The sequence below is a fragment of the Fundidesulfovibrio magnetotacticus genome (assembly GCF_013019105.1).
In the GTDB taxonomy this organism is placed as follows: Bacteria; Desulfobacterota; Desulfovibrionia; order Desulfovibrionales; family Desulfovibrionaceae; genus Fundidesulfovibrio; species Fundidesulfovibrio magnetotacticus.
Window position 1 is genome coordinate 38,542 of record NZ_BLTE01000010.1, and the last position, 15,975, is coordinate 54,516.

The window sequence follows — 15,975 nt, forward strand, 5'->3', positions numbered from 1 at the left end:
AATCCCCCTCGGATGTCTAGTTCCTGGCCTGTTGCTCGAAGCCGGGCCAGGCGATGCACCGGGCCTCGAAATAGGTGTGCAGGTCGGCATACTGGTCGCTGGTCACGTAGCCAGCGACCCACTTGCGGTCGGCGTCGGTCCAGCTGTCCGGGTTGTGCATGAGCCATGCGTAACGGTCCTGCATGCTGGTGAAGACCGGCCGCCTAGTCGAAAGCTCCGGCACGGTCGGTTCGGCCTGAAGGTCCAGCACGGGCTTCACGGGCAGGGGCTGCGCCTTGACGATGGAGTCGGCCATGATGGTGTGGGTGGACGGCGCGTCCGGCAGCAGCACCGTGGCCCCGGGGGCCACGCGCTGGACCTTCTCAACTAGGCGCGCGATCCGTCCCGTGGCGCGGCGCTCGCGTGCGGCCTCGATCTGGGCCATGGGGAAGTAATCCATGGCGTTGCCTTCCAGCTCGGCTGCGCAAATCTTCGCGCCCTCGGTGGTCCAGCAGTACACGCGCGAGGCGTCCCAGATGTCGTAGCGCACCTCCACGTAGTCGCCGTGGAAGTCCGCCAGGTCCTCCGAGAAGTAGGTGGCGTTGAAGAGCTGCACCATGCCGTTGCGTACCTTTCGCGGGATGCCCGGCATGAACAGCTCGTCGCGGATACCCTCGGGCACGGGGAGCGCCGCGAAACCCCGGGGGCCGAAGCTGTGCCAGTATTCGTCCGGCGTAAGATGCCGCCGCCTTCCGGAGGCGTCCACGACACGGGGCAAAGAACGGTGCGGCGTGGCGTTGTATTCGTCCACGCGGTCCAACAATGCCGTTTTGAACGCCTCGAAGGTGGGGAGCAGCGGCGACTTGCCGTGCTGCTTCAGACCCGCCCGGGTGATCTTGAAGACCTTCTTTCCCGCGTCCTGGTCCATGTCGCCGTGGGAGCAGGATGCGAGGCGCTTGGCAGCCGGGACGCAGATGGTCTGCACAGCGCGCTCCATGAGCCCCTTGCCCTGGGGGCGGCCGGGGATGGAGTTGCGCAGCTCGATGTCCAGCCGTGCAAGCATGCCGCTGGCCTCGCTGGCCATGAGCGTGTTTTTGTAGCCCGGGCCGTTGTCCGTGTAGAGGATGCAGGGGATGCCGCCCCAGAGACAGGCCACCCTCAGGGCGTCCAGCACGGTGAAGGCGTTCTCCGCTTCCCCCACGGCCAGGCCTACGCAGCGGCGCGTGGCCACGTCGATGACCAGGGTGATCTCCGGCTTCCAGGGGCTTCCGTGCAGGGGGTGCTGAATCTCCGCGTCGAATGTGGTGCCGTCGGCCGTGTACACGTCGGTGGGCCACAACTCGTCGGTCCGGCGGCGCTTGTAGGGACGCAGTTTGAGCAGGGCGTTGCCCGTTGCGCGTCCGGCCTCGCGGTCGGGGGCCGCCACCTTCTCCAGGAAGCGGCGCACCGCGAAGATGGAGGGCAACGTGCCGGTGCATTCGTCCGCGAACTGGCGGTAGGCGTCGGCGATGGAAGGCTTTTGGGGGCGCTGCCAGATGGCCAGAAAGGCGGGAGCCCACGCAGGGACTGCCATGTCCTTGCCCTGATGACGGGGCGCGAGGGCCGCATCTCCTCCCGAAGCGAAAAGCGAGCACCATTCGTAGAGACGGCGGCGCGAAAGACCGCGCTTCTCGCCGGAGCCGAAGCGGTCGTTGGCGACGCTGACCAGTTCCGACAGGCGCGGGGCCAGGGAGCCGTCCGCGAGGGCCTTGAGGAGGTTGCGGATGGCCTTTTCCTTGCCGATCATGGCGGCGGCGCGTTCGATCTCGCGCACGAAGGCCAGGCGGGCCAGGGCCGTCTCGCGCTGGTGCTGGGTGAGGCGTCCGAGAGATTCGGCCGGGGCCTGGACGGCCGGGGCCGGGGCAGGATCGGGGACGGCCGGGGCGTCCTGGGCCATGAGCGCGGAGGCGATGGCCTCGCGGGTGGCGGAGGGCATGGAGGTCACAAGCCACTCGTTGCCGCCGCCGCGTCCCTTGCGCGGACGGGAGCGCCAGGACTCGCGCTTGGCGCGCTCCCGCACGTTTCTGGCGTCAATTCCCAGAAAAGGGGCCAGCTCGGACGCCGTATATGCCTCTTGAAGCGCCATCAGGCGGCGTCCTGCGCTTTCAAGTCCTCGGGGAGGTCAAGATAGCTCACGGGGCATCCATGATCGACCAGGGCCTTCAAGACTTTCCGGTTGTTCTTCTTGCCCTGCACCGTGAGATAGACGGCGGTTCGTGAAATGCCGAGTTGCTCCGCGATGTCCGCCATCAGCATTCGCTTGGAGTCCAAAAACTCCTTGATCCTCCACGGCTTGCGTTCCTTCCCGACTCCAGGGCGTCTCATCGCCATTCCTCCAGGATCATATCTTCCAATTTTCTTTTGGCCTTGGCCCGCGCCTTGTCCTCGATACAGGCTCGGCCGTAGTCTCGAAGCTTCCGATCCTCGGCCGTCATCACGTCGCAACCGAAGGCGGCCAGCCAGGCACGCAAGGGGGCGGTGTCCTCCAGGGCAAGGCAGAAGATGTGCAGGGCAAGCAGCGACGGGACGTGCTCCCGCTCCTCGCTGGAGAGCCACTTGTCCAAGGTGTCCAGGCTGATGACCTTGGAGCGCCCTTTGGTCATGCGCACACCGGCGCTCACGGCCAGGGCGTTCATCCGGTCAAGAATCTGCTCGCGGCTGAAGGCACTTTTCTTGGCAGCTTGGCCCATCGCGGATTTGATGGCCGGAATGAAACCGCCCGTCCGCATGGCGCTGGGGTTCGCTTCCCCGAAAAGTGAGAGCCTCTGAGCCTTCATTCTGTCGGCTTCTCCTGGCCCCTACCGTCCGAACGAAAACGGGTTGGGGCCATTGACCGGAATCCTCTGCGCGGTTAGTCCCTTGGGTGGGTTAGCCAGATAACTTGCACAACTTTTCTTTGGCCACTTTTCTTTGTGTGGTCAACAAGAAAATTGCGTCCGAGTTGACTTTTCTTTGTGCGCTTGCCCCGAGCCAAACTTGTTTAGTTATCACAGATACATGCTGCCTTGGGCGAGTTGTGCGAAGCCCATCCGGCTAAACGTCCGACTTCGCGAGAGGAACCTGGATGCAAACTTTATTTGGTGAGCGCGTTCGCAAGGCCAGGGAGGTTCTGGGGCTTAGCCAGCAGGAGTTTGCAAGTAAAGTTGGTGTCAGTGTTACAACGATTCAGAACTATGAGGGCGGGAAGCTGCCGAAGGGAGAGCACGCTATTAGTCTTGCCAAATGTCTTGGCTGCTCTATTGACTGGCTGCTGACTGGAGCGGGAGAGGCCTTTGACCCAAGCAAGATTTCTTTGGATTTGGCCCGTGCGGGCACTCTTCGCGCGGGCGATCCGCTAGCTAAGGTTGTCGTGGCTTCGGATCAGCAAGAGGACAATCCGGTCATCATCGAGTGCGACACGAGTGAAATCGTCATGGTCCCGATGGTGGAGGCGCGTCTCTCTGCGGGGTCTGGCTCATTTGAAACAGGCGGCGACCTTGGCCGCCACTATGCGTTCCGCCTGGATTTCCTGCGCCGCAAGGGAATTCCGTCAAAGATGGTGCTGATGCGCGTTGCAGGCGACAGCATGGACCCTGAAATCAAAGACGGCGACGTGGTTCTCATCGACCAGAACCAGGCAACGCCGATTCCCGGCAAGCTCTACGCCGTCGGCGTCGAAGACATGGTGTACATCAAAGAGGTCAACGCGGAGCCCGGCAAGCTGGTTCTCAGCAGCTACAACAAGGCTTACCCCGCGTTAGAGGTGGACGCCCGGGGTGATCTCAAGGATGGAATCCGCATCATCGGACGTGCCGTCTGGGTGGGGCGGGAACTGAAGTAGCCCCGCGATCATTCCGAGGCACGAGCCGGACATGCCGTGCCATTTCAAGCGCAACTTCCGCGCATTCTGAAGCCATTTCCTTCCAGTCGGTGCCAAATCGTTAGAGCGTTTGGCAGTGCCCGTCGTTCGTTAACTGGCGCTGCTTCGCGGACCTTTCACAGGCTTTCCGTCCAGTGCCAATCTGGCCGCCTCCCCGGTCAATGATCGACGCCAGCGTGGCGGCGTCTCGGCAAAGCGAGGAATCGAAGCCGTATGTTGTACGCCTAGTCGACGGCCCGGGCGGCGGGGCCTCGGGATGGCGCTCGCCGCACATCCGAAGCCCCGGCCAGCCCCTGCCGCTCGTGCCGCAAGTCTACCGCGACGAACCGTTCAGGCGCGCGCCGCCAGTTGCGCGGCCGCGAAGGCCGCACCGGCCCGCACCACCTCCCGGAAGGCCATGGCCGCCGGGGTCTGGCCCTTCACGGCCAGGAAGGTCTCGCCCTGGTCGGCGGCGCGGCCCACGGCGGGTTCGATGGGGATGCGTCCCAAAAACGGAACGCCGCACTCCTGGGCGAGGCGCTCGCCGCCGCCGCTGCTGAAGATCTGGTGCACGGCCCCGCAGTCCGGGCAGGAGAAGCCCGAGAGGTTTTCCACGATGCCCAGCACGGGGTTGCCCAGCTCCCGGCAGAAGCCCACGGAGCGGCGCACGTCGTCGATGGCCACGTCCTGGGGCGAGGTGACGATGAGCCCGGCGGCCTCGCGCCCCAGCAGCTGCATCACCGAGAGGGGCTCGTCGCCCGTGCCCGGGGGGCAGTCCACCACCAGGCAGTCCAGGTCGCCCCAGGCCACCTGGGTGAGAAACTGCTGGATCACGCCGCCCTTCATGGCCCCCCGCCAGATCACCGGCGTGCCGGGATCGGGCAGGAAGAAGCCCATGGAGACCACCTTGAGGTTCCAGTTCCATTCCACGGGCACGATGACGTCCCCGGCCGTGGTGGTGTTGGCCCCCGCAAGGCCCATGATCCGGGGGATGCTGGGGCCGTGCACGTCGATGTCCAAAAGGCCGGTCTTGAGGCCCTCCAGGGCCAGGCCCGCGGCCAGATTGGCGGCCACGGTGGACTTGCCCACGCCGCCCTTGCCCGAGAGCACCACGATCTTCGACTTGATGCGTTCCAGGGGGCCGGGGATTTCGAGAGGCTTAAGCGGCTCCGGGGAGCCTTTGGTCTGAGATGGCTGGTTCATGGTCCTGTCTTGTGCCGCGCCGGGCGCGGGTAGGAGTTCGGTGGGTGGCGGACGCTTGAAGATGATTGCCGGAACGCGGGGGCCGTCCCTTACGTTCGCCGTGCTTGGCCGGTGGTCGGCGCTAACACGGCTTCCAACCGCGCCAGGAGTTCCCGGGCGTGGCGCTCCCCGGGTTGCGGCGGCAGTTGGGCCAGCACGCCCAGGCCTTCGGCCTTTTCGTGGAAATCCTCCTCTGAGAGGGAGCTGACCACGGCGGCGTTCACCGCCGCGTCGATGCCAAGGATCCTGAGCACCAGTTGCAGGGGCGTCAGGTCCGGGAGTCCCTCGTCGGCCACCACCAGGACGGGTCGCGCCTGTGTGACGCTCTCCAGGGCGGCCAGACCGGTTCGCGCGTGGCCGACCCGAGCGCCGCAATCCACGAGGCCCTGGACGAAGCCCTCCCAGCCCGCCAGGGTGGGCGCGGCCAGGAGCACGGGCAGCGGGCCGGACACGGCTAGGCCCCCCTGCCGGAACAGCAGGAGCCCGGTCCCGCGCAGGCGGCCTCGCCGGGGCGCGAGCCGCAGCAGGCGGTGTCCTTGGGGCCGGGGAGCCCCTGGACGGCCCTGCCGGTCAGGCTGCTCACGGCGCTGGGGAGCCGGTCGGGGTCGGGGCGGCCGCAGGCCGGGCAGGCCGGGAGCTCCTGGGCCGCCAGGGTGATCACTTCGCCTTCGAAGCCGCAGGCGCAGCGGATGTCATGGATGGGCATGTCGTGATTCCTTTCGCTGGCGCGCGCGGGCCGGAACCGCCCGGCCCGCGCGCGGCGCGGACTGCGCGCCGGCCGAGGAGCCTGGCGCGGGACAGGGCCAGGCCCGCGTCAGGAGCAGCCGCCGCAGGTGAAGTCGGTGGAGAAGCGCGCCAGCTTGCCTTCGAGCAGTTCCTGCACGGCGTGGCCCACGCTGGGGGCCTTGCCGCCGTGGTAGACGGCGATGCCCTTCTGCTGGAAGCCCATGAGCGGGCGCATGCCCATGCCCCCGGCGATGAGGGCGCGCACGCCGTTGCCGGCCAGGTGTTCCACGGGGGCCATGCAGCCGCCGTGCTGGTGGGGGACGTTGGGCAGCGTGCCCACCGAGAGGACTTGCTCGCCCTTGATTTCCACCAGGGTGTAGAGTTCGCAGTGGCCGAAGTGCTCGCCCACGCGGGCCTCCAGGCCTCCGGGATTCTCCGAGGGGATGGCGACGATCAGCGATTCCATGTGAGTCTCCTTAGGGTTCAGGGCCGCCAGGGAGCGGGTCTGCCCAGCTCCGAGAGGGCGGCCAGTCGATTCCATGCCTGTTTCAACAGCGTGGCCATGGGGGCGCCGGGCAACTCCGTGACGGCCCGGCCCCTGAGCATGGCCTCGAACACGATGTCGTCGTGGGGCAGGCGGGCCACCACTTCCACATCGCGCGCGGCGCACAGTTCCTCGATGGCCCGGGCCTCGGCGGCGTTGAGGTCGCACTTGTTGAGCACGCAGCAGGCCCGCGTGCGCAGCCTGGCGCACAGCTCCAGGAGGCGCTCCAGGTCGTGGCGGCCCGAGGGCGTTGGCTCGGTGACGGCCACCGCCAGGTTGGCCCCGGCCAGGGAGCTGATCACCGGGCAGCCGATGCCGGGCGAGCCGTCGCAGAGCACCAGTTCCAGCCCGTCGGCCAGGGCGATGGCCCGGGCCTCCTTCTTGAGCAGCGTGACGAGCCGCCCGGAGTTCTCCGCCCCGGGCGTGAGCCTGGCGTGCACCAGCGTGCCGAAGCGTGTCTGGCCGGTGAACCACTCGCCGCAACGGCGCTCGGGGAAGTTCACGGCTGCTTCGGGGCACAGGGACACGCAGACTTTGCACCCCTCGCAGCGCGTGGGGTCGATGCGGTAGCCTCCGCCCTCCGGGAGCACGGCCCCGAAGCGGCACAGGGTCGCGCAGATTCCGCAACCCGTGCAGCGAGCCGGGTCGATGACGGCCTCGTGGCCGGAAAAGAAGTCCTCGCGGCGCTCCAGGGCGGGGGTGAGCACAAGATGAAGGTCGGCCGCGTCCACGTCCAGGTCGCAGACCACGGCGCGTCCGGCCAGGTCCGCGAAGGCGGCGGTGAGCGAGGTCTTGCCCGTGCCGCCCTTGCCGCTCACCACGACGATCTCACGCATGGGCGGCCTCCTTGATCAGGCGCGGCAGGGCGTCGCGCAGGTCGGCGAAGCGCGCGGCCATGCGCGGGTTCATGGCCGCGAGCACTCCGCCCGAGGCGTATTCGCGCGCGATTTCGCGGTCATAGGGGATCTCCAGGAGCACGGGCACGCCCTTCTCGGCGCAGAGACGGGTCAGGGTGGAGTCGGCGTGCCCCGCGCGGTTGATCACCACGCCCATGGGTTTTCCCAGGGGCGCGAAGGCCTCCAGGGCCAGGGTGAAGTCGTGGATGCCGAAGGGCGTGGGCTCCGCCACCAGCAGGATCACGTGGGCGTCGCGCACGGCGTTCACGGCCGGGCAGCTCACGCCCGGGGGGCAGTCCAGGAGGGCGTCGCCGCCCGTGCGCGAGAGGATGCTTGCGAGGCGCGCCTTGACCGCGCGCTGCAACGGCGGGCTCATGGCCTCGCCCACGCGCAGCCTTCCCGCAAGGTAGTGGCCGTTGCGGGTCTCCCCGCCCTCCACAGAGCCCAACTCCCGGCTCCCGACGCCGAGCGCCCCCTCTGGGCAAACGGCCAGGCAGCCGCCGCAGCCGTGGCACATCTCGGGGAAGACCGCCAGACGCTTGCCCAGGACGGCCACGGCCTTGAACTGGCAGAGGTCCGTGCACTTGCGGCACAGGGTGCAGCGCGCGGGGTCCGCCACGGGCGTCTCCAGGGTGGCCGCCTCACGCCAGCGCACCACGGGGCGCAGGAAGAGGTGGAGGTTGGGCTCCTCCACGTCCAGGTCCACGGCCACGGCGGGGCGCTCCCACACCGAGGCCAGGGAGGCGCACACGGTGGTCTTGCCCGTGCCCCCCTTGCCGCTGGCCACCGCCACGATCACGGCGGGCCTACTTGTTGGGGCCGTCGGCGAAGGGGACCTCGCCGGCCTTGTAGCGGTTGACGGCCTGGCCCACGGTGAGCCCCTCCAGGTTCTGGCCCACCTTGACCCCGGCGGCCTCCAGGGCCTGGAAGGCCTTGGGGCCAACGATGCCCGTGAGCAGCACGCCCGCGCCCGCGTCCGCGATGCGCTCGGCGGTCTGAATGCCCGCGCCGTGGGCCATGGCCTGGGAGGCCCCGTTGTCCAGCCAACTGGTGGCCATGGTGTCCAGGTTCACCACCACGAAGCCGGCGGCGCGTCCGAAGCGGGCGTCCACGGCGTCGTTCAGGGAAGGTCCTTCGGCGCTTACGGCGACGATGTTCATGTCGGGTGTTCTCCTTGCGGCCGGCGGGGTCTCGTGCCCGGGGCCGTCCACGGCGTAGTCTCCGCCTTCGATGCGCAGGGCCAGGGCGTTCACCAGGGCGTCGGCCACGGCGCGCCGGGCCTGGCCCAGGATGCGCCCGAAGGTGTGGCGCGAGACGCCCATGCGCCGGGCGGCCTCGGCGGTGGTCAGGCTCTCCAGGTCGGCCAGCCGGAGGGCTTCCAGCCCCTCCACGGCGAGGTAGGCCTCGCCCAGCTCGCTCAGGGGGACGCCCCGGGGCTTGAAGTAGCTGGCCTTGGGCGTTGCGGTCACTTTGCGGCAGAGGCGCGGCCTTGGCATCGAGACTCCTTTGTTTTGCTCAAGTGAGCATTAAGACTGCTTCGGGGCGCTGTCAACCGCGAGCCGGACAAAAGAAGGGAGGCCTTGCGACCTCCCCTGACCCCGACGTTTTCCGGCGCGCCCCCTTCACGGACTTGCGCGGCGTGTGCGCGCCATGCGGGCGCCATGCGCCGGATTGCGCCGACACACGGGCGGCCGGGCGCCCTGCCGTGGCCCCGGCGCGCCGTGCCGCCGCCTCGCGGCTAGCCCTGGTTCCGGCAGAGGCCCGCGCGCATCCCGCGCCTGCAGCGGCCGGGCCGGGCCAGGGGCTCCTGGCCTTCCGGAGCGATGTATTCCGGCGCGGTGTCGGCGTCCTGCGCCATGCCTTCGTCGGGAAACGCCTCGCGCGCGGGGGCGGCCGCTCCCGGCTCTGCCTGGAAGCGAGCGGCACGGCCCTGGCCCCGCCCCGCGCCCATTGCGCCCGGGCCCATCCCGCCCGTGCCTGATCCGGCCTGGCCGCATCCCGCGCCCCTTCCCTGGCCCATGCCTTGCCCGCCGCACTGTCCCTTCCGGCCCATGCCGCCCTGTCCGCGGCCCATGCCGCCCTGTCCCGATCCTTGTCCGTTCATGAGGGTTCCTCCTCTGGTTGCGGAGCGCCGCGCCTCCGGCCGCACCCGCGCCCACGGCACGGCGGGGCGGGTCTCCCGGCTTCGTCCGGGGCCTCCTGCTCCACGCGGATGGCCCACCCGGCCGTGATGGCCCGGGCCACCACGGACCGGGCCTCGCCCAGGATGCGGCAAAGCGTGGGGCGCGAGACCTCCATGCGTGCGGCGGCCTCCTCCTGGCTCAGGCCCAGGGCGTCCACGAGGCGCAGGGCCTCGAAGCCCTCCAGGCTGAGCACCACGCCGCGCAACTGCTCCAGGGGCACGCCCTGGGGCTTGAAGAACACGGCAGGCGGGGCCTGGCCGATGCGGCGTCGTTTTCTCGGACGGGGCACGTACGCTCCTTTGTTATGAAACTATGTTCATAACTAGTTCCACGTCAGGGGGGTGTCAAGAGGTCGGACGAATACAGGCGGCCGCAGGCGGGCTCTCCGGATGGAGGGCTAGAGCCCGTGCTTCTTCATTTTGCGCCACAGCGTGGTGCGGCTCACGCCCAGGGCGCGGCAGGTTTCCAGCACGGAATAGCCGTGGTCTGCAAGGGCCTCCTGGAGCATGGCGCGCTCGCGCTCCTGGATGGTCCTTGCCTGGGGCTCGGCGGCCGGGCGCGGCGGGGCCTCGGGAGCGCCCAGGATGTAGGCGGGAAGGTGGGCGGGCTCGATGGTCCTGCCCTGGCAGAGGATCACCGCGTGCTCCACGGCGTGCTTGAGTTCGCGCACGTTGCCCGGCAGGCGGCAGGCCGCCAGGGCGCGCCGCGTGGCCTTGGAGACGGCGGGCGTGCCGATGCCGTAGCGCGCCGCCGAGATGTGCACGAAGTGGTCCGTGAGCAGGTCGCAGTCGCCGGGGCGCTCGCGCAAGGGGGGCAGCTCGATCTCCAGCACGCGCAGCCGGTAGTAGAGGTCCGAGCGGAAGGTTCCGGCGGCCACCCGGGCGCGCAGGTCGCGGTTGGTGGCCGAGATCACGCGCACGTCGGCCTGCACGGGCTTCACCGAGCCCAGGGGGTGGAAGCGTCCGTCCTCCAGGGCCTGGAGCAGCTTGGCCTGGAGCGCGGCGGGCAGGTCTCCGATCTCGTCGAGGAAGATGGTCCCGCCCGAGGCGGCCTCGAAGAGGCCCGGCTTGTCCCGGTCGGCCCCGGTGAAGGCGCCCTTGCGGTAGCCGAAGAGTTCCGATTCCAGAAGGTTCTCGGGAAGGGCGGCGCAGTTCACGTCCACGAAGGGCCCCGCGCGCCGGGTGCTGTTGGCGTGGATGGCCCGGGCGAAGAGCCCCTTGCCCGTGCCGGTCTCGCCCGTGAGCAGCACCGAGGCGTCCGTGCGAGAGACGGCCCCCAGGGTGGCGTAAAGTCGCTGCATGGGCCGGGAGCGCCCGATGATCTCGGCGGACGAGGCCTGCGGCGGGACAGGCGCGGCCACCAGCTTGTCGGAGAAGCACTCCACGCCGCCCAGCACCCTGCCCTGGGCGTCGCGCAGCACCGAGGCCGTGATCTCGAGAGGGATCCTGCGGCCCTCGCGGCTGACGAAGTGCACGCGGCGTTTGGTCTCGCTGCGGCCCTGGCGGATGGCCTTCTGGAGGTAGCAGCGGTGGTTGCAGCACTCGGTGCAGAACACCTCCCAGCATTTGGCCCCCACGGCCTCCCGGCTGGAGAAGCCCGTGATGCGCTCGGCCTCGCGGCTGAAGAAGACGATGGTCCACTCCCTGTCCACGGCGAAAACGCCCAGGCCCATGGAATCGAGGATCGAACCTTTGTCCAGCCATTCCTTGAGGCTCATGCCCTCCTCCCCCTGCCTTGAAGCGCCCCGGGTCGCGCCGGGGGGCGTGCTGATCGACTGCGTTTTCCGGTCCATGACGGCCCCGGCCCTGCAGCCATCGGGCCAAGAGCGCGCGGCGCACGGCAATGCGGACCGTCGGACGCCCCTCGCCGCACGGGGAGCGCGGCCGGTGCGCGGGGCCGCCAGGCCAGGCGCTTAGGCCCCGGACAGGCGCGCGCCCCAGAAGGCGCGGCATTGCATCGCGCGACGCGGACCAACAGGTTCCAGGCCTGGAACATCCGATGTTTCATATCTGCAACGCCGTACACCCGCCGCGCAACCCGCGCAACCCATTCCGCACGTCTAAAATGCCGTATTTCGGGGACTTTCCGAACAGCCTCACCGGCGGGAACGCCCCTTGCTCAAGGGGCGTCGTCGAGACGCGGTCCGCCGCGCCCGCCGGGACACTCCCACCCCCCCGGCGGGCGCGCTTGGCGCATGGGCAACACCTCAACAGCGAGGGAAGGCTATGGACGGCTTCATCACGTGCGAAGGAGTCCGTGTGGGCGGCGTGCCCGACGGCAAGGCGCTTGAACAGTTGGCCGCGCAAGGCGTCAGGACGCTGGTGGACGCCCGGGAGGAGGGCGAGGCGTCCGGGGAAGACGTGGCGGCCCTGGCCGCCGGACTGGGAATGACCTGCCTGCGCATGCCGATCTCCAGGCGGCGCGTGGACGTGGCGCAGATCGAGCGCTTCCGCGACTGCGTGCAGAACCCGGCCAATGCGCCGGTCTACGCCTTTTCCAAGGGTGGCAAGCGGCCGGCGGGCGTGCTGTGCTTCCTGGCCTGCGCCCGCATGGGGGATTCGGTGATCGAGGTCTTCCGCAGGGCCAAGCAGTACGGTCTGGAACTGGAGCGGGAACGGGGTCTGAAGCGTTTCATCCTCGACTTCTACTCCAGCCATCGCGGCGACATGCTCAACAATCATTTCCAAAAGCATTTCCAACATCATCCCGCGTGAAGCGGCACGACATCAATCCGGAGAAGCGATGCTCAAATCCATGGACTACGACTGGGAGACCGGCACGCGCGTCGTGGCCGATCTCGACCAATGGCGCGAACGCCACGAGTGGGTGGAGGAGCCCTGCATCGGCGCGGACGGAGCGCAGGCTGCCGCCGTGTGCAAGGTCGAGGGCGAGGACTCCTTCACCGTGGCCACCACGGACGGCGACTGGCCCACGCCCTTCGAGAAGATCTGGAACCTGCGGCACGCCCCGGACGGCCGCCTCACGGCCCTGGTTCAGGTGGACGGCCTGTGGACCCTGGCCGTGGACGGGGAGCCCTGGGAGGAGAGCTTCGACTTCGCCTGGAATCCGCTCTTCGGGCAGGACGGCGGGCAGATCGGCCTGTGCGTGCAGGTGGAGGGCGAATACGGCCTGGCCGTGGACGGCACGCCCTGGGAAACTCTCTACCCCAACGCCAACAACCCCGTCATGAGCCCCACGGGCGGGCGCACCGCCGCCGCCGTGCAGACCGTTCCCCTGGGCCAGGCCGAGATCGACAAGTTCCAGTCCGGCATCTTCTCGGCCTCGGTGGACGGCGAAACCTGGGACGCCACCTTCATGAACGTCTGGGGCCTGGCCTTCAGCCCCGACGGCGCGCGCACCGCGGCCGAAGTGCGCCTGAACCTCTACGAATACTCCGTGGCCGTGGACGGCAAGCCCTGGCGCAAGAGCTTCGGCGGCGTCTGGGAACCCGTCTTCAGCCCCGACGGCAGGCGCGTGGCCGCGCCCGTGCGTCTGGCCGGCAAGTGGACGCTGGCCGTGGACGGCGAGCGCGCCTGGAACACCGACTACTACCAGCTCTGGCATCAGGTCTTCACGCCCGACGGCAAGCGCATCGCCGCCATCGTCAGCCCCTCGTTCGGCAAGTGGACCGTGGCCGTGGACGACAAACCCTGGGAGATCGCGCACGCCGTGGTGCGAGACCTCACCGTGAGCCCCGACGGCAAGCGCTTCGCCGCCGTGGCCGGAAGCCCCGGCGCGTGGACCATGCTCGTGGACGGCCAGCCCTGGAACGCCTCCTTCGAGCGCCTCTGGGCCCCGGTGTTCAGCCCGGACGGACGGCGCGTGGCCGCCATGGCCGAAACGGACGGCAGGCGTGTGATCGTTCTGGGCGGCGCGGCCCTGGACATGGGCGCGGCGGACAGCCTGGACCCGGTGTTCTCGCCCGACGGTTCCAGGCTGCTGGTGAAGTGCCTCGACGGACGCAAGGTGATCCGCCACGTCCTCAACCTGGACGCCGTGAAACCGGCCTGAGGAGGATTTCGTGAACGCGCTCTACAACTTCGTCAGCGGCCCCTTGGTCTGGATCGCCCTGGCGTTATTCGCCGGAGGTTCCGCCTGGAGGCTTTGGTCGCTGGTGCAGCTCTCGAAGAAAAAGGATATCTACGTCCACGAGTATTTCAGCTGGCCCCACGCCCTGCGCTCCATCCTGCACTGGATCGTGCCCTTCGCCAACGAGAGCACCCGCAAGAACCCCGCCCTGACCGTGGTGGCCTTCGTGTTCCACCTGTTCCTGCTGGCGCTGCCGCTCTTCGTGATCGGCCACGTGGCCATGCTGGACAAGGCCCTGGGCCTCTCCTGGCCCACCCTGCCCGAGGGGCTGGCCGACGCCATGAGCTTCGTGGTGGTGGGCGCGTGCGTCTACTTCCTGGCGCGTCGCCTCACCGTGCCCGAGGTGAAGTTCGTCACTTCGGCCTCGGACTTCGTGATCCTGGCCCTGGCCGCCGCGCCCTTCGTTACGGGCATCCTGGCCTACCACCAGATCGGCGGGGCGCAGTTCATGACCATCCTGCACATGCTCTCGGGCGAGGCCATGCTCGTGGCCATCCCCTTCTCGCGTCTGAGCCACATGCTCTACGCCCCGTTGACCAGGGCCTACATCGGTTCCGAGTTCGGCGCCGTGCGCCACGCCCGCGACTGGTAACCGCAAGCGTCATAAGGAGAAGCGAATGAGTTCCCAGCCGTACGAACTGGTGAAGGACAAAGGCCTGGACGAGGGCGTGGCCAGGCTCACCCCGGAGAAGATCGCCAAGGTGGTCGGGGCGGTTCTGGAGTCCGAGGGCGGGGCGAGGCTCAAGGCCTACGTGGACACCTGCGCCCACTGCGGCCTGTGCGCCGAGGCCTGCCACTTCTTCCATTCCCACGACCGCGACCCGCGCTACGCCCCCGTGGCCAAGGTGAAGCAGACCCTCTGGGGCATCCTGGACAAGGGCGGGGCCGTAAGCCCGGACTACATCGCCCGGGCCTCCCGCGTGGCCTATACCGAGTGCAACCTGTGCAAGCGCTGCGCCATGTACTGTCCCTTCGGCATCGACATCGCCTACGTGGTGGGCCTCATGCGCCGCATCTGCCACAAGCTGGGCGTTACGCCCCAGTACATCCAGGACACCGCCCACAGCCACTCCGCCACCATGAACCAGATGTGGGTCAAGGACGACGAGTGGATCGATTCCCTCATGTGGCAGGAGGCAGAGGCCCGCGACGAGGTGGCCGATCTGCGCATCCCCCTGGAAAAACACGGGGCGGAGATCATGTACTCGGTCATCGGGCCGGAGCCCAAGTTCCGCACCCAGCTTATCTACCAGGCCGCCGTGATCATGCACGCCGCCGGAGTGGACTGGACCATGCCCGCCACCCCGGGCTGGGACAACTCCGACATGGCCATGTATTCCGGCGACTACGAGATCATGGGCCGCCTCAAGCGCTCCCACTTCGAGTGCGCCCAGCGCCTTGGCGTGAAGCGCATCGTCATGGGCGAGTGCGGCCACGCCTTCCGCTCCGTGCACGACGTGGGCAACCGCTGGCTGGGCTGGCGCGACGAACCCGTGCCCGTGATCCACGCCGTGCAGTTCTACCACGAGCTCATCACCAGCGGTAAAATCATGATCGCCAAGAAGTTCCAGGAGCCCGTCACCTTCCACGACCCCTGCAACATCGCGCGCGGCATGGGCCTGCACGAGATGGGGCGCGAGGTGGCGCGCGCGCTCTGCGAAGAGGTGGTGGAGATGACCCCCAACCGCGAGCACAACTACTGCTGCTCGGCCGGAGGCGGGGTGATCAACTGCGGCCCGCCCTTCCGCAACACCCGCGTGCACGGCAACAAGGTCAAGGCCGAGCAGCTGGCCGCCACGGGCGTGAAGACCGTGATCGCCCCCTGCCACAACTGCCACGGCGGGCTTGAGGACATCATCCACCACTACAAGCTGGACATGAAGCTCAAGTTCCTGGGCGACCTCATCTACGAATGCATGGAAAAACCCTGGAACTGACCGGAGGGCATCATGAACAGGAAAATCCTCACGCTCTGCCTGGCCCTTCTGGCCGTGTCGCTCCTGGCCGGAACGCTCCATTCCCAGGACGACATGAAGCAACTGGCCGACCCGGCCTTCACCAAGGCGTCCAGGCCTGCCGTGTCCTTCAGGCACGACGAGCACAACCGCAAGGCCAAGCTTGAAGACTGCAAGGCCTGCCACCACGGCTTGGGCAAAGACGGCAGGATCGACCCCAAGGCCGACTCCTCGGGCACGAAATGCTCCGACTGCCACACCGTGGCCGGAGGCGGGAAGGGCATGCCGCTCATGCGGGCCTTCCACCGCCAGTGCGGCGAATGCCACGAGGCCAAGGGGGCCGGTCCGGTGGCCTGCGGCGAATGCCACCCGAGGAATCCAGGAAAATAGGGCTTTGCGCCCGCAAACGCCGCCGCGCGCCCGGAAGAGGTCCCGGGCGCGCGGACGGCGCGTGAAGAAAACCGGAGAACGCGGTCCAGCCTGC

19 protein-coding genes are annotated in these 15,975 nt (G+C 68.4%); 6 read left to right on the top strand and 13 right to left on the bottom strand.

What is annotated here, in order from left to right; translation table 11 throughout:
• Window positions 1-16: 16 nt before the first annotated feature.
• The 3 genes from NNJEOMEG_RS11480 to NNJEOMEG_RS11490 form a co-directional block, all read right to left on the bottom strand.
• On the bottom strand, window positions 17-2,104 hold the full coding sequence (locus NNJEOMEG_RS11480) for a Mu transposase C-terminal domain-containing protein (RefSeq protein ID WP_173084545.1): 2,088 nt from the start codon (window positions 2,102-2,104) through the stop codon (window positions 17-19).
• The gene (locus tag NNJEOMEG_RS11485; protein WP_173084547.1) at window positions 2,104-2,274 is read right to left on the bottom strand and encodes an XRE family transcriptional regulator; all 171 of its coding nucleotides are present in this window, start codon (window positions 2,272-2,274) and stop codon (window positions 2,104-2,106) included. Before NNJEOMEG_RS11485 ends, NNJEOMEG_RS11480 begins: the two co-directional genes overlap by 1 nt.
• Window positions 2,275-2,339: 65 nt before the next feature.
• On the bottom strand, window positions 2,340-2,654 hold the full coding sequence (locus NNJEOMEG_RS11490; RefSeq protein ID WP_235956937.1) for a hypothetical protein: 315 nt from the start codon (window positions 2,652-2,654) through the stop codon (window positions 2,340-2,342).
• 428 nt (window positions 2,655-3,082) lie between these two features.
• Between NNJEOMEG_RS11490 and NNJEOMEG_RS11495 the strand changes: the two genes are divergently transcribed.
• Window positions 3,083-3,838 carry an XRE family transcriptional regulator gene (locus NNJEOMEG_RS11495; RefSeq protein WP_173084551.1) on the top strand — a complete coding sequence of 252 codons (756 nt, stop codon included), beginning with the start codon at window positions 3,083-3,085 and terminating at the stop codon, window positions 3,836-3,838.
• A gap of 369 nt (window positions 3,839-4,207) precedes the next feature.
• Here the strand turns inward: NNJEOMEG_RS11495 and NNJEOMEG_RS11500 are convergent, their stop codons facing one another.
• The 10 genes from NNJEOMEG_RS11500 to NNJEOMEG_RS11545 form a co-directional block, all read right to left on the bottom strand.
• Window positions 4,208-5,059 carry an Mrp/NBP35 family ATP-binding protein gene (locus NNJEOMEG_RS11500; RefSeq protein WP_173084553.1) on the bottom strand — a complete coding sequence of 284 codons (852 nt, stop codon included), beginning with the start codon at window positions 5,057-5,059 and terminating at the stop codon, window positions 4,208-4,210.
• A gap of 89 nt (window positions 5,060-5,148) precedes the next feature.
• On the bottom strand, window positions 5,149-5,550 hold the full coding sequence (locus NNJEOMEG_RS11505; RefSeq protein WP_173084555.1) for a response regulator transcription factor: 402 nt from the start codon (window positions 5,548-5,550) through the stop codon (window positions 5,149-5,151).
• Window positions 5,551-5,552: 2 nt separating this feature from the next.
• Window positions 5,553-5,804: an FmdB family zinc ribbon protein gene (locus tag NNJEOMEG_RS11510; protein WP_173084557.1), complete on the bottom strand. Its 252-nt coding sequence runs from the start codon at window positions 5,802-5,804 to the stop codon at window positions 5,553-5,555.
• Window positions 5,805-5,912: 108 nt separating this feature from the next.
• Window positions 5,913-6,290, bottom strand: a complete 378-nt coding sequence (locus NNJEOMEG_RS11515; RefSeq protein WP_173084559.1) for a NifB/NifX family molybdenum-iron cluster-binding protein — start codon at window positions 6,288-6,290, stop codon at window positions 5,913-5,915.
• 17 nt (window positions 6,291-6,307) lie between these two features.
• Window positions 6,308-7,204 (bottom strand): ATP-binding protein, encoded by an 897-nt coding sequence (locus NNJEOMEG_RS11520; RefSeq protein ID WP_173084561.1) that lies wholly within the window; start codon window positions 7,202-7,204, stop codon window positions 6,308-6,310.
• Window positions 7,197-8,063 carry a nucleotide-binding protein gene (locus NNJEOMEG_RS11525; RefSeq protein ID WP_173084563.1) on the bottom strand — a complete coding sequence of 289 codons (867 nt, stop codon included), beginning with the start codon at window positions 8,061-8,063 and terminating at the stop codon, window positions 7,197-7,199. Before NNJEOMEG_RS11525 ends, NNJEOMEG_RS11520 begins: the two co-directional genes overlap by 8 nt.
• Window positions 8,064-8,070: 7 nt before the next feature.
• Window positions 8,071-8,760, bottom strand: a complete 690-nt coding sequence (locus tag NNJEOMEG_RS11530; protein WP_173084565.1) for a DUF134 domain-containing protein — start codon at window positions 8,758-8,760, stop codon at window positions 8,071-8,073.
• 242 nt (window positions 8,761-9,002) lie between these two features.
• Entirely contained in the window at window positions 9,003-9,368 is a 366-nt protein-coding gene (locus NNJEOMEG_RS11535; protein WP_173084566.1) for a hypothetical protein, read from the bottom strand.
• On the bottom strand, window positions 9,365-9,736 hold the full coding sequence (locus NNJEOMEG_RS11540; protein ID WP_173084568.1) for a DUF134 domain-containing protein: 372 nt from the start codon (window positions 9,734-9,736) through the stop codon (window positions 9,365-9,367). Before NNJEOMEG_RS11540 ends, NNJEOMEG_RS11535 begins: the two co-directional genes overlap by 4 nt.
• A 108-nt stretch (window positions 9,737-9,844) precedes the next feature.
• Window positions 9,845-11,164, bottom strand: a complete 1,320-nt coding sequence (locus NNJEOMEG_RS11545; protein WP_173084570.1) for a sigma-54 interaction domain-containing protein — start codon at window positions 11,162-11,164, stop codon at window positions 9,845-9,847.
• Between the two features lie 508 nt (window positions 11,165-11,672).
• On the opposite strand from NNJEOMEG_RS11545, the gene NNJEOMEG_RS11550 reads away from it, so the two are divergent.
• Genes NNJEOMEG_RS11550 through tmcA form a run of 5 tightly spaced genes read left to right on the top strand, consistent with a single transcriptional unit; the run spans window position 11,673 to window position 15,881 of the window.
• A complete protein-coding gene (locus tag NNJEOMEG_RS11550) occupies window positions 11,673-12,161 on the top strand; it encodes a fused DSP-PTPase phosphatase/NAD kinase-like protein (RefSeq protein WP_173084572.1) in 489 nt (162 codons plus the stop codon).
• 28 nt (window positions 12,162-12,189) lie between these two features.
• Window positions 12,190-13,458, top strand: a complete 1,269-nt coding sequence (gene tmcD / locus NNJEOMEG_RS11555; RefSeq protein WP_173084574.1) for an electron transfer complex subunit TmcD — start codon at window positions 12,190-12,192, stop codon at window positions 13,456-13,458.
• A 10-nt stretch (window positions 13,459-13,468) separates the two neighbouring features.
• Window positions 13,469-14,128 (top strand): TmcC family electron transfer complex membrane anchor subunit, encoded by a 660-nt coding sequence (tmcC, locus tag NNJEOMEG_RS11560; protein ID WP_173084576.1) that lies wholly within the window; start codon window positions 13,469-13,471, stop codon window positions 14,126-14,128.
• A 25-nt stretch (window positions 14,129-14,153) separates the two neighbouring features.
• Window positions 14,154-15,473, top strand: a complete 1,320-nt coding sequence (gene tmcB, locus NNJEOMEG_RS11565) for an electron transfer complex ferredoxin TmcB (protein ID WP_173084578.1) — start codon at window positions 14,154-14,156, stop codon at window positions 15,471-15,473.
• Between the two features lie 12 nt (window positions 15,474-15,485).
• Complete coding sequence (tmcA, locus tag NNJEOMEG_RS11570; RefSeq protein ID WP_173084580.1) at window positions 15,486-15,881, top strand: acidic tetraheme cytochrome c3 TmcA; 396 nt, start codon at window positions 15,486-15,488, stop codon at window positions 15,879-15,881.
• The last annotated feature ends 94 nt before the right edge of the window (window positions 15,882-15,975 follow it).

Excerpts from the sequence above, each read along its gene's own strand:
- NNJEOMEG_RS11480 (WP_173084545.1), bottom strand. The coding sequence starts at position 2,104 with ATGGCGCTTCAAGAGGCATATACGGCGTCCGAGCTGGCCCCTTTTCTG.
- NNJEOMEG_RS11485 (WP_173084547.1), bottom strand. The coding sequence starts at position 2,274 with ATGCTGATGGCGGACATCGCGGAGCAACTCGGCATTTCACGAACCGCC.
- NNJEOMEG_RS11490 (WP_235956937.1), bottom strand. The coding sequence starts at position 2,654 with ATGAACGCCCTGGCCGTGAGCGCCGGTGTGCGCATGACCAAAGGGCGC.
- NNJEOMEG_RS11495 (WP_173084551.1), top strand. The coding sequence starts at position 3,083 with ATGCAAACTTTATTTGGTGAGCGCGTTCGCAAGGCCAGGGAGGTTCTG.
- NNJEOMEG_RS11500 (WP_173084553.1), bottom strand. The coding sequence starts at position 5,059 with ATGAACCAGCCATCTCAGACCAAAGGCTCCCCGGAGCCGCTTAAGCCT.
- NNJEOMEG_RS11510 (WP_173084557.1), bottom strand. The coding sequence starts at position 5,804 with ATGCCCATCCATGACATCCGCTGCGCCTGCGGCTTCGAAGGCGAAGTG.
- NNJEOMEG_RS11515 (WP_173084559.1), bottom strand. The coding sequence starts at position 6,290 with ATGGAATCGCTGATCGTCGCCATCCCCTCGGAGAATCCCGGAGGCCTG.
- NNJEOMEG_RS11520 (WP_173084561.1), bottom strand. The coding sequence starts at position 7,204 with ATGCGTGAGATCGTCGTGGTGAGCGGCAAGGGCGGCACGGGCAAGACC.
- NNJEOMEG_RS11530 (WP_173084565.1), bottom strand. The coding sequence starts at position 8,760 with ATGCCAAGGCCGCGCCTCTGCCGCAAAGTGACCGCAACGCCCAAGGCC.
- NNJEOMEG_RS11535 (WP_173084566.1), bottom strand. The coding sequence starts at position 9,368 with ATGAACGGACAAGGATCGGGACAGGGCGGCATGGGCCGCGGACAGGGC.
- NNJEOMEG_RS11545 (WP_173084570.1), bottom strand. The coding sequence starts at position 11,164 with ATGAGCCTCAAGGAATGGCTGGACAAAGGTTCGATCCTCGATTCCATG.
- NNJEOMEG_RS11550 (WP_173084572.1), top strand. The coding sequence starts at position 11,673 with ATGGACGGCTTCATCACGTGCGAAGGAGTCCGTGTGGGCGGCGTGCCC.
- tmcD (WP_173084574.1), top strand. The coding sequence starts at position 12,190 with ATGCTCAAATCCATGGACTACGACTGGGAGACCGGCACGCGCGTCGTG.
- tmcB (WP_173084578.1), top strand. The coding sequence starts at position 14,154 with ATGAGTTCCCAGCCGTACGAACTGGTGAAGGACAAAGGCCTGGACGAG.
- tmcA (WP_173084580.1), top strand. The coding sequence starts at position 15,486 with ATGAACAGGAAAATCCTCACGCTCTGCCTGGCCCTTCTGGCCGTGTCG.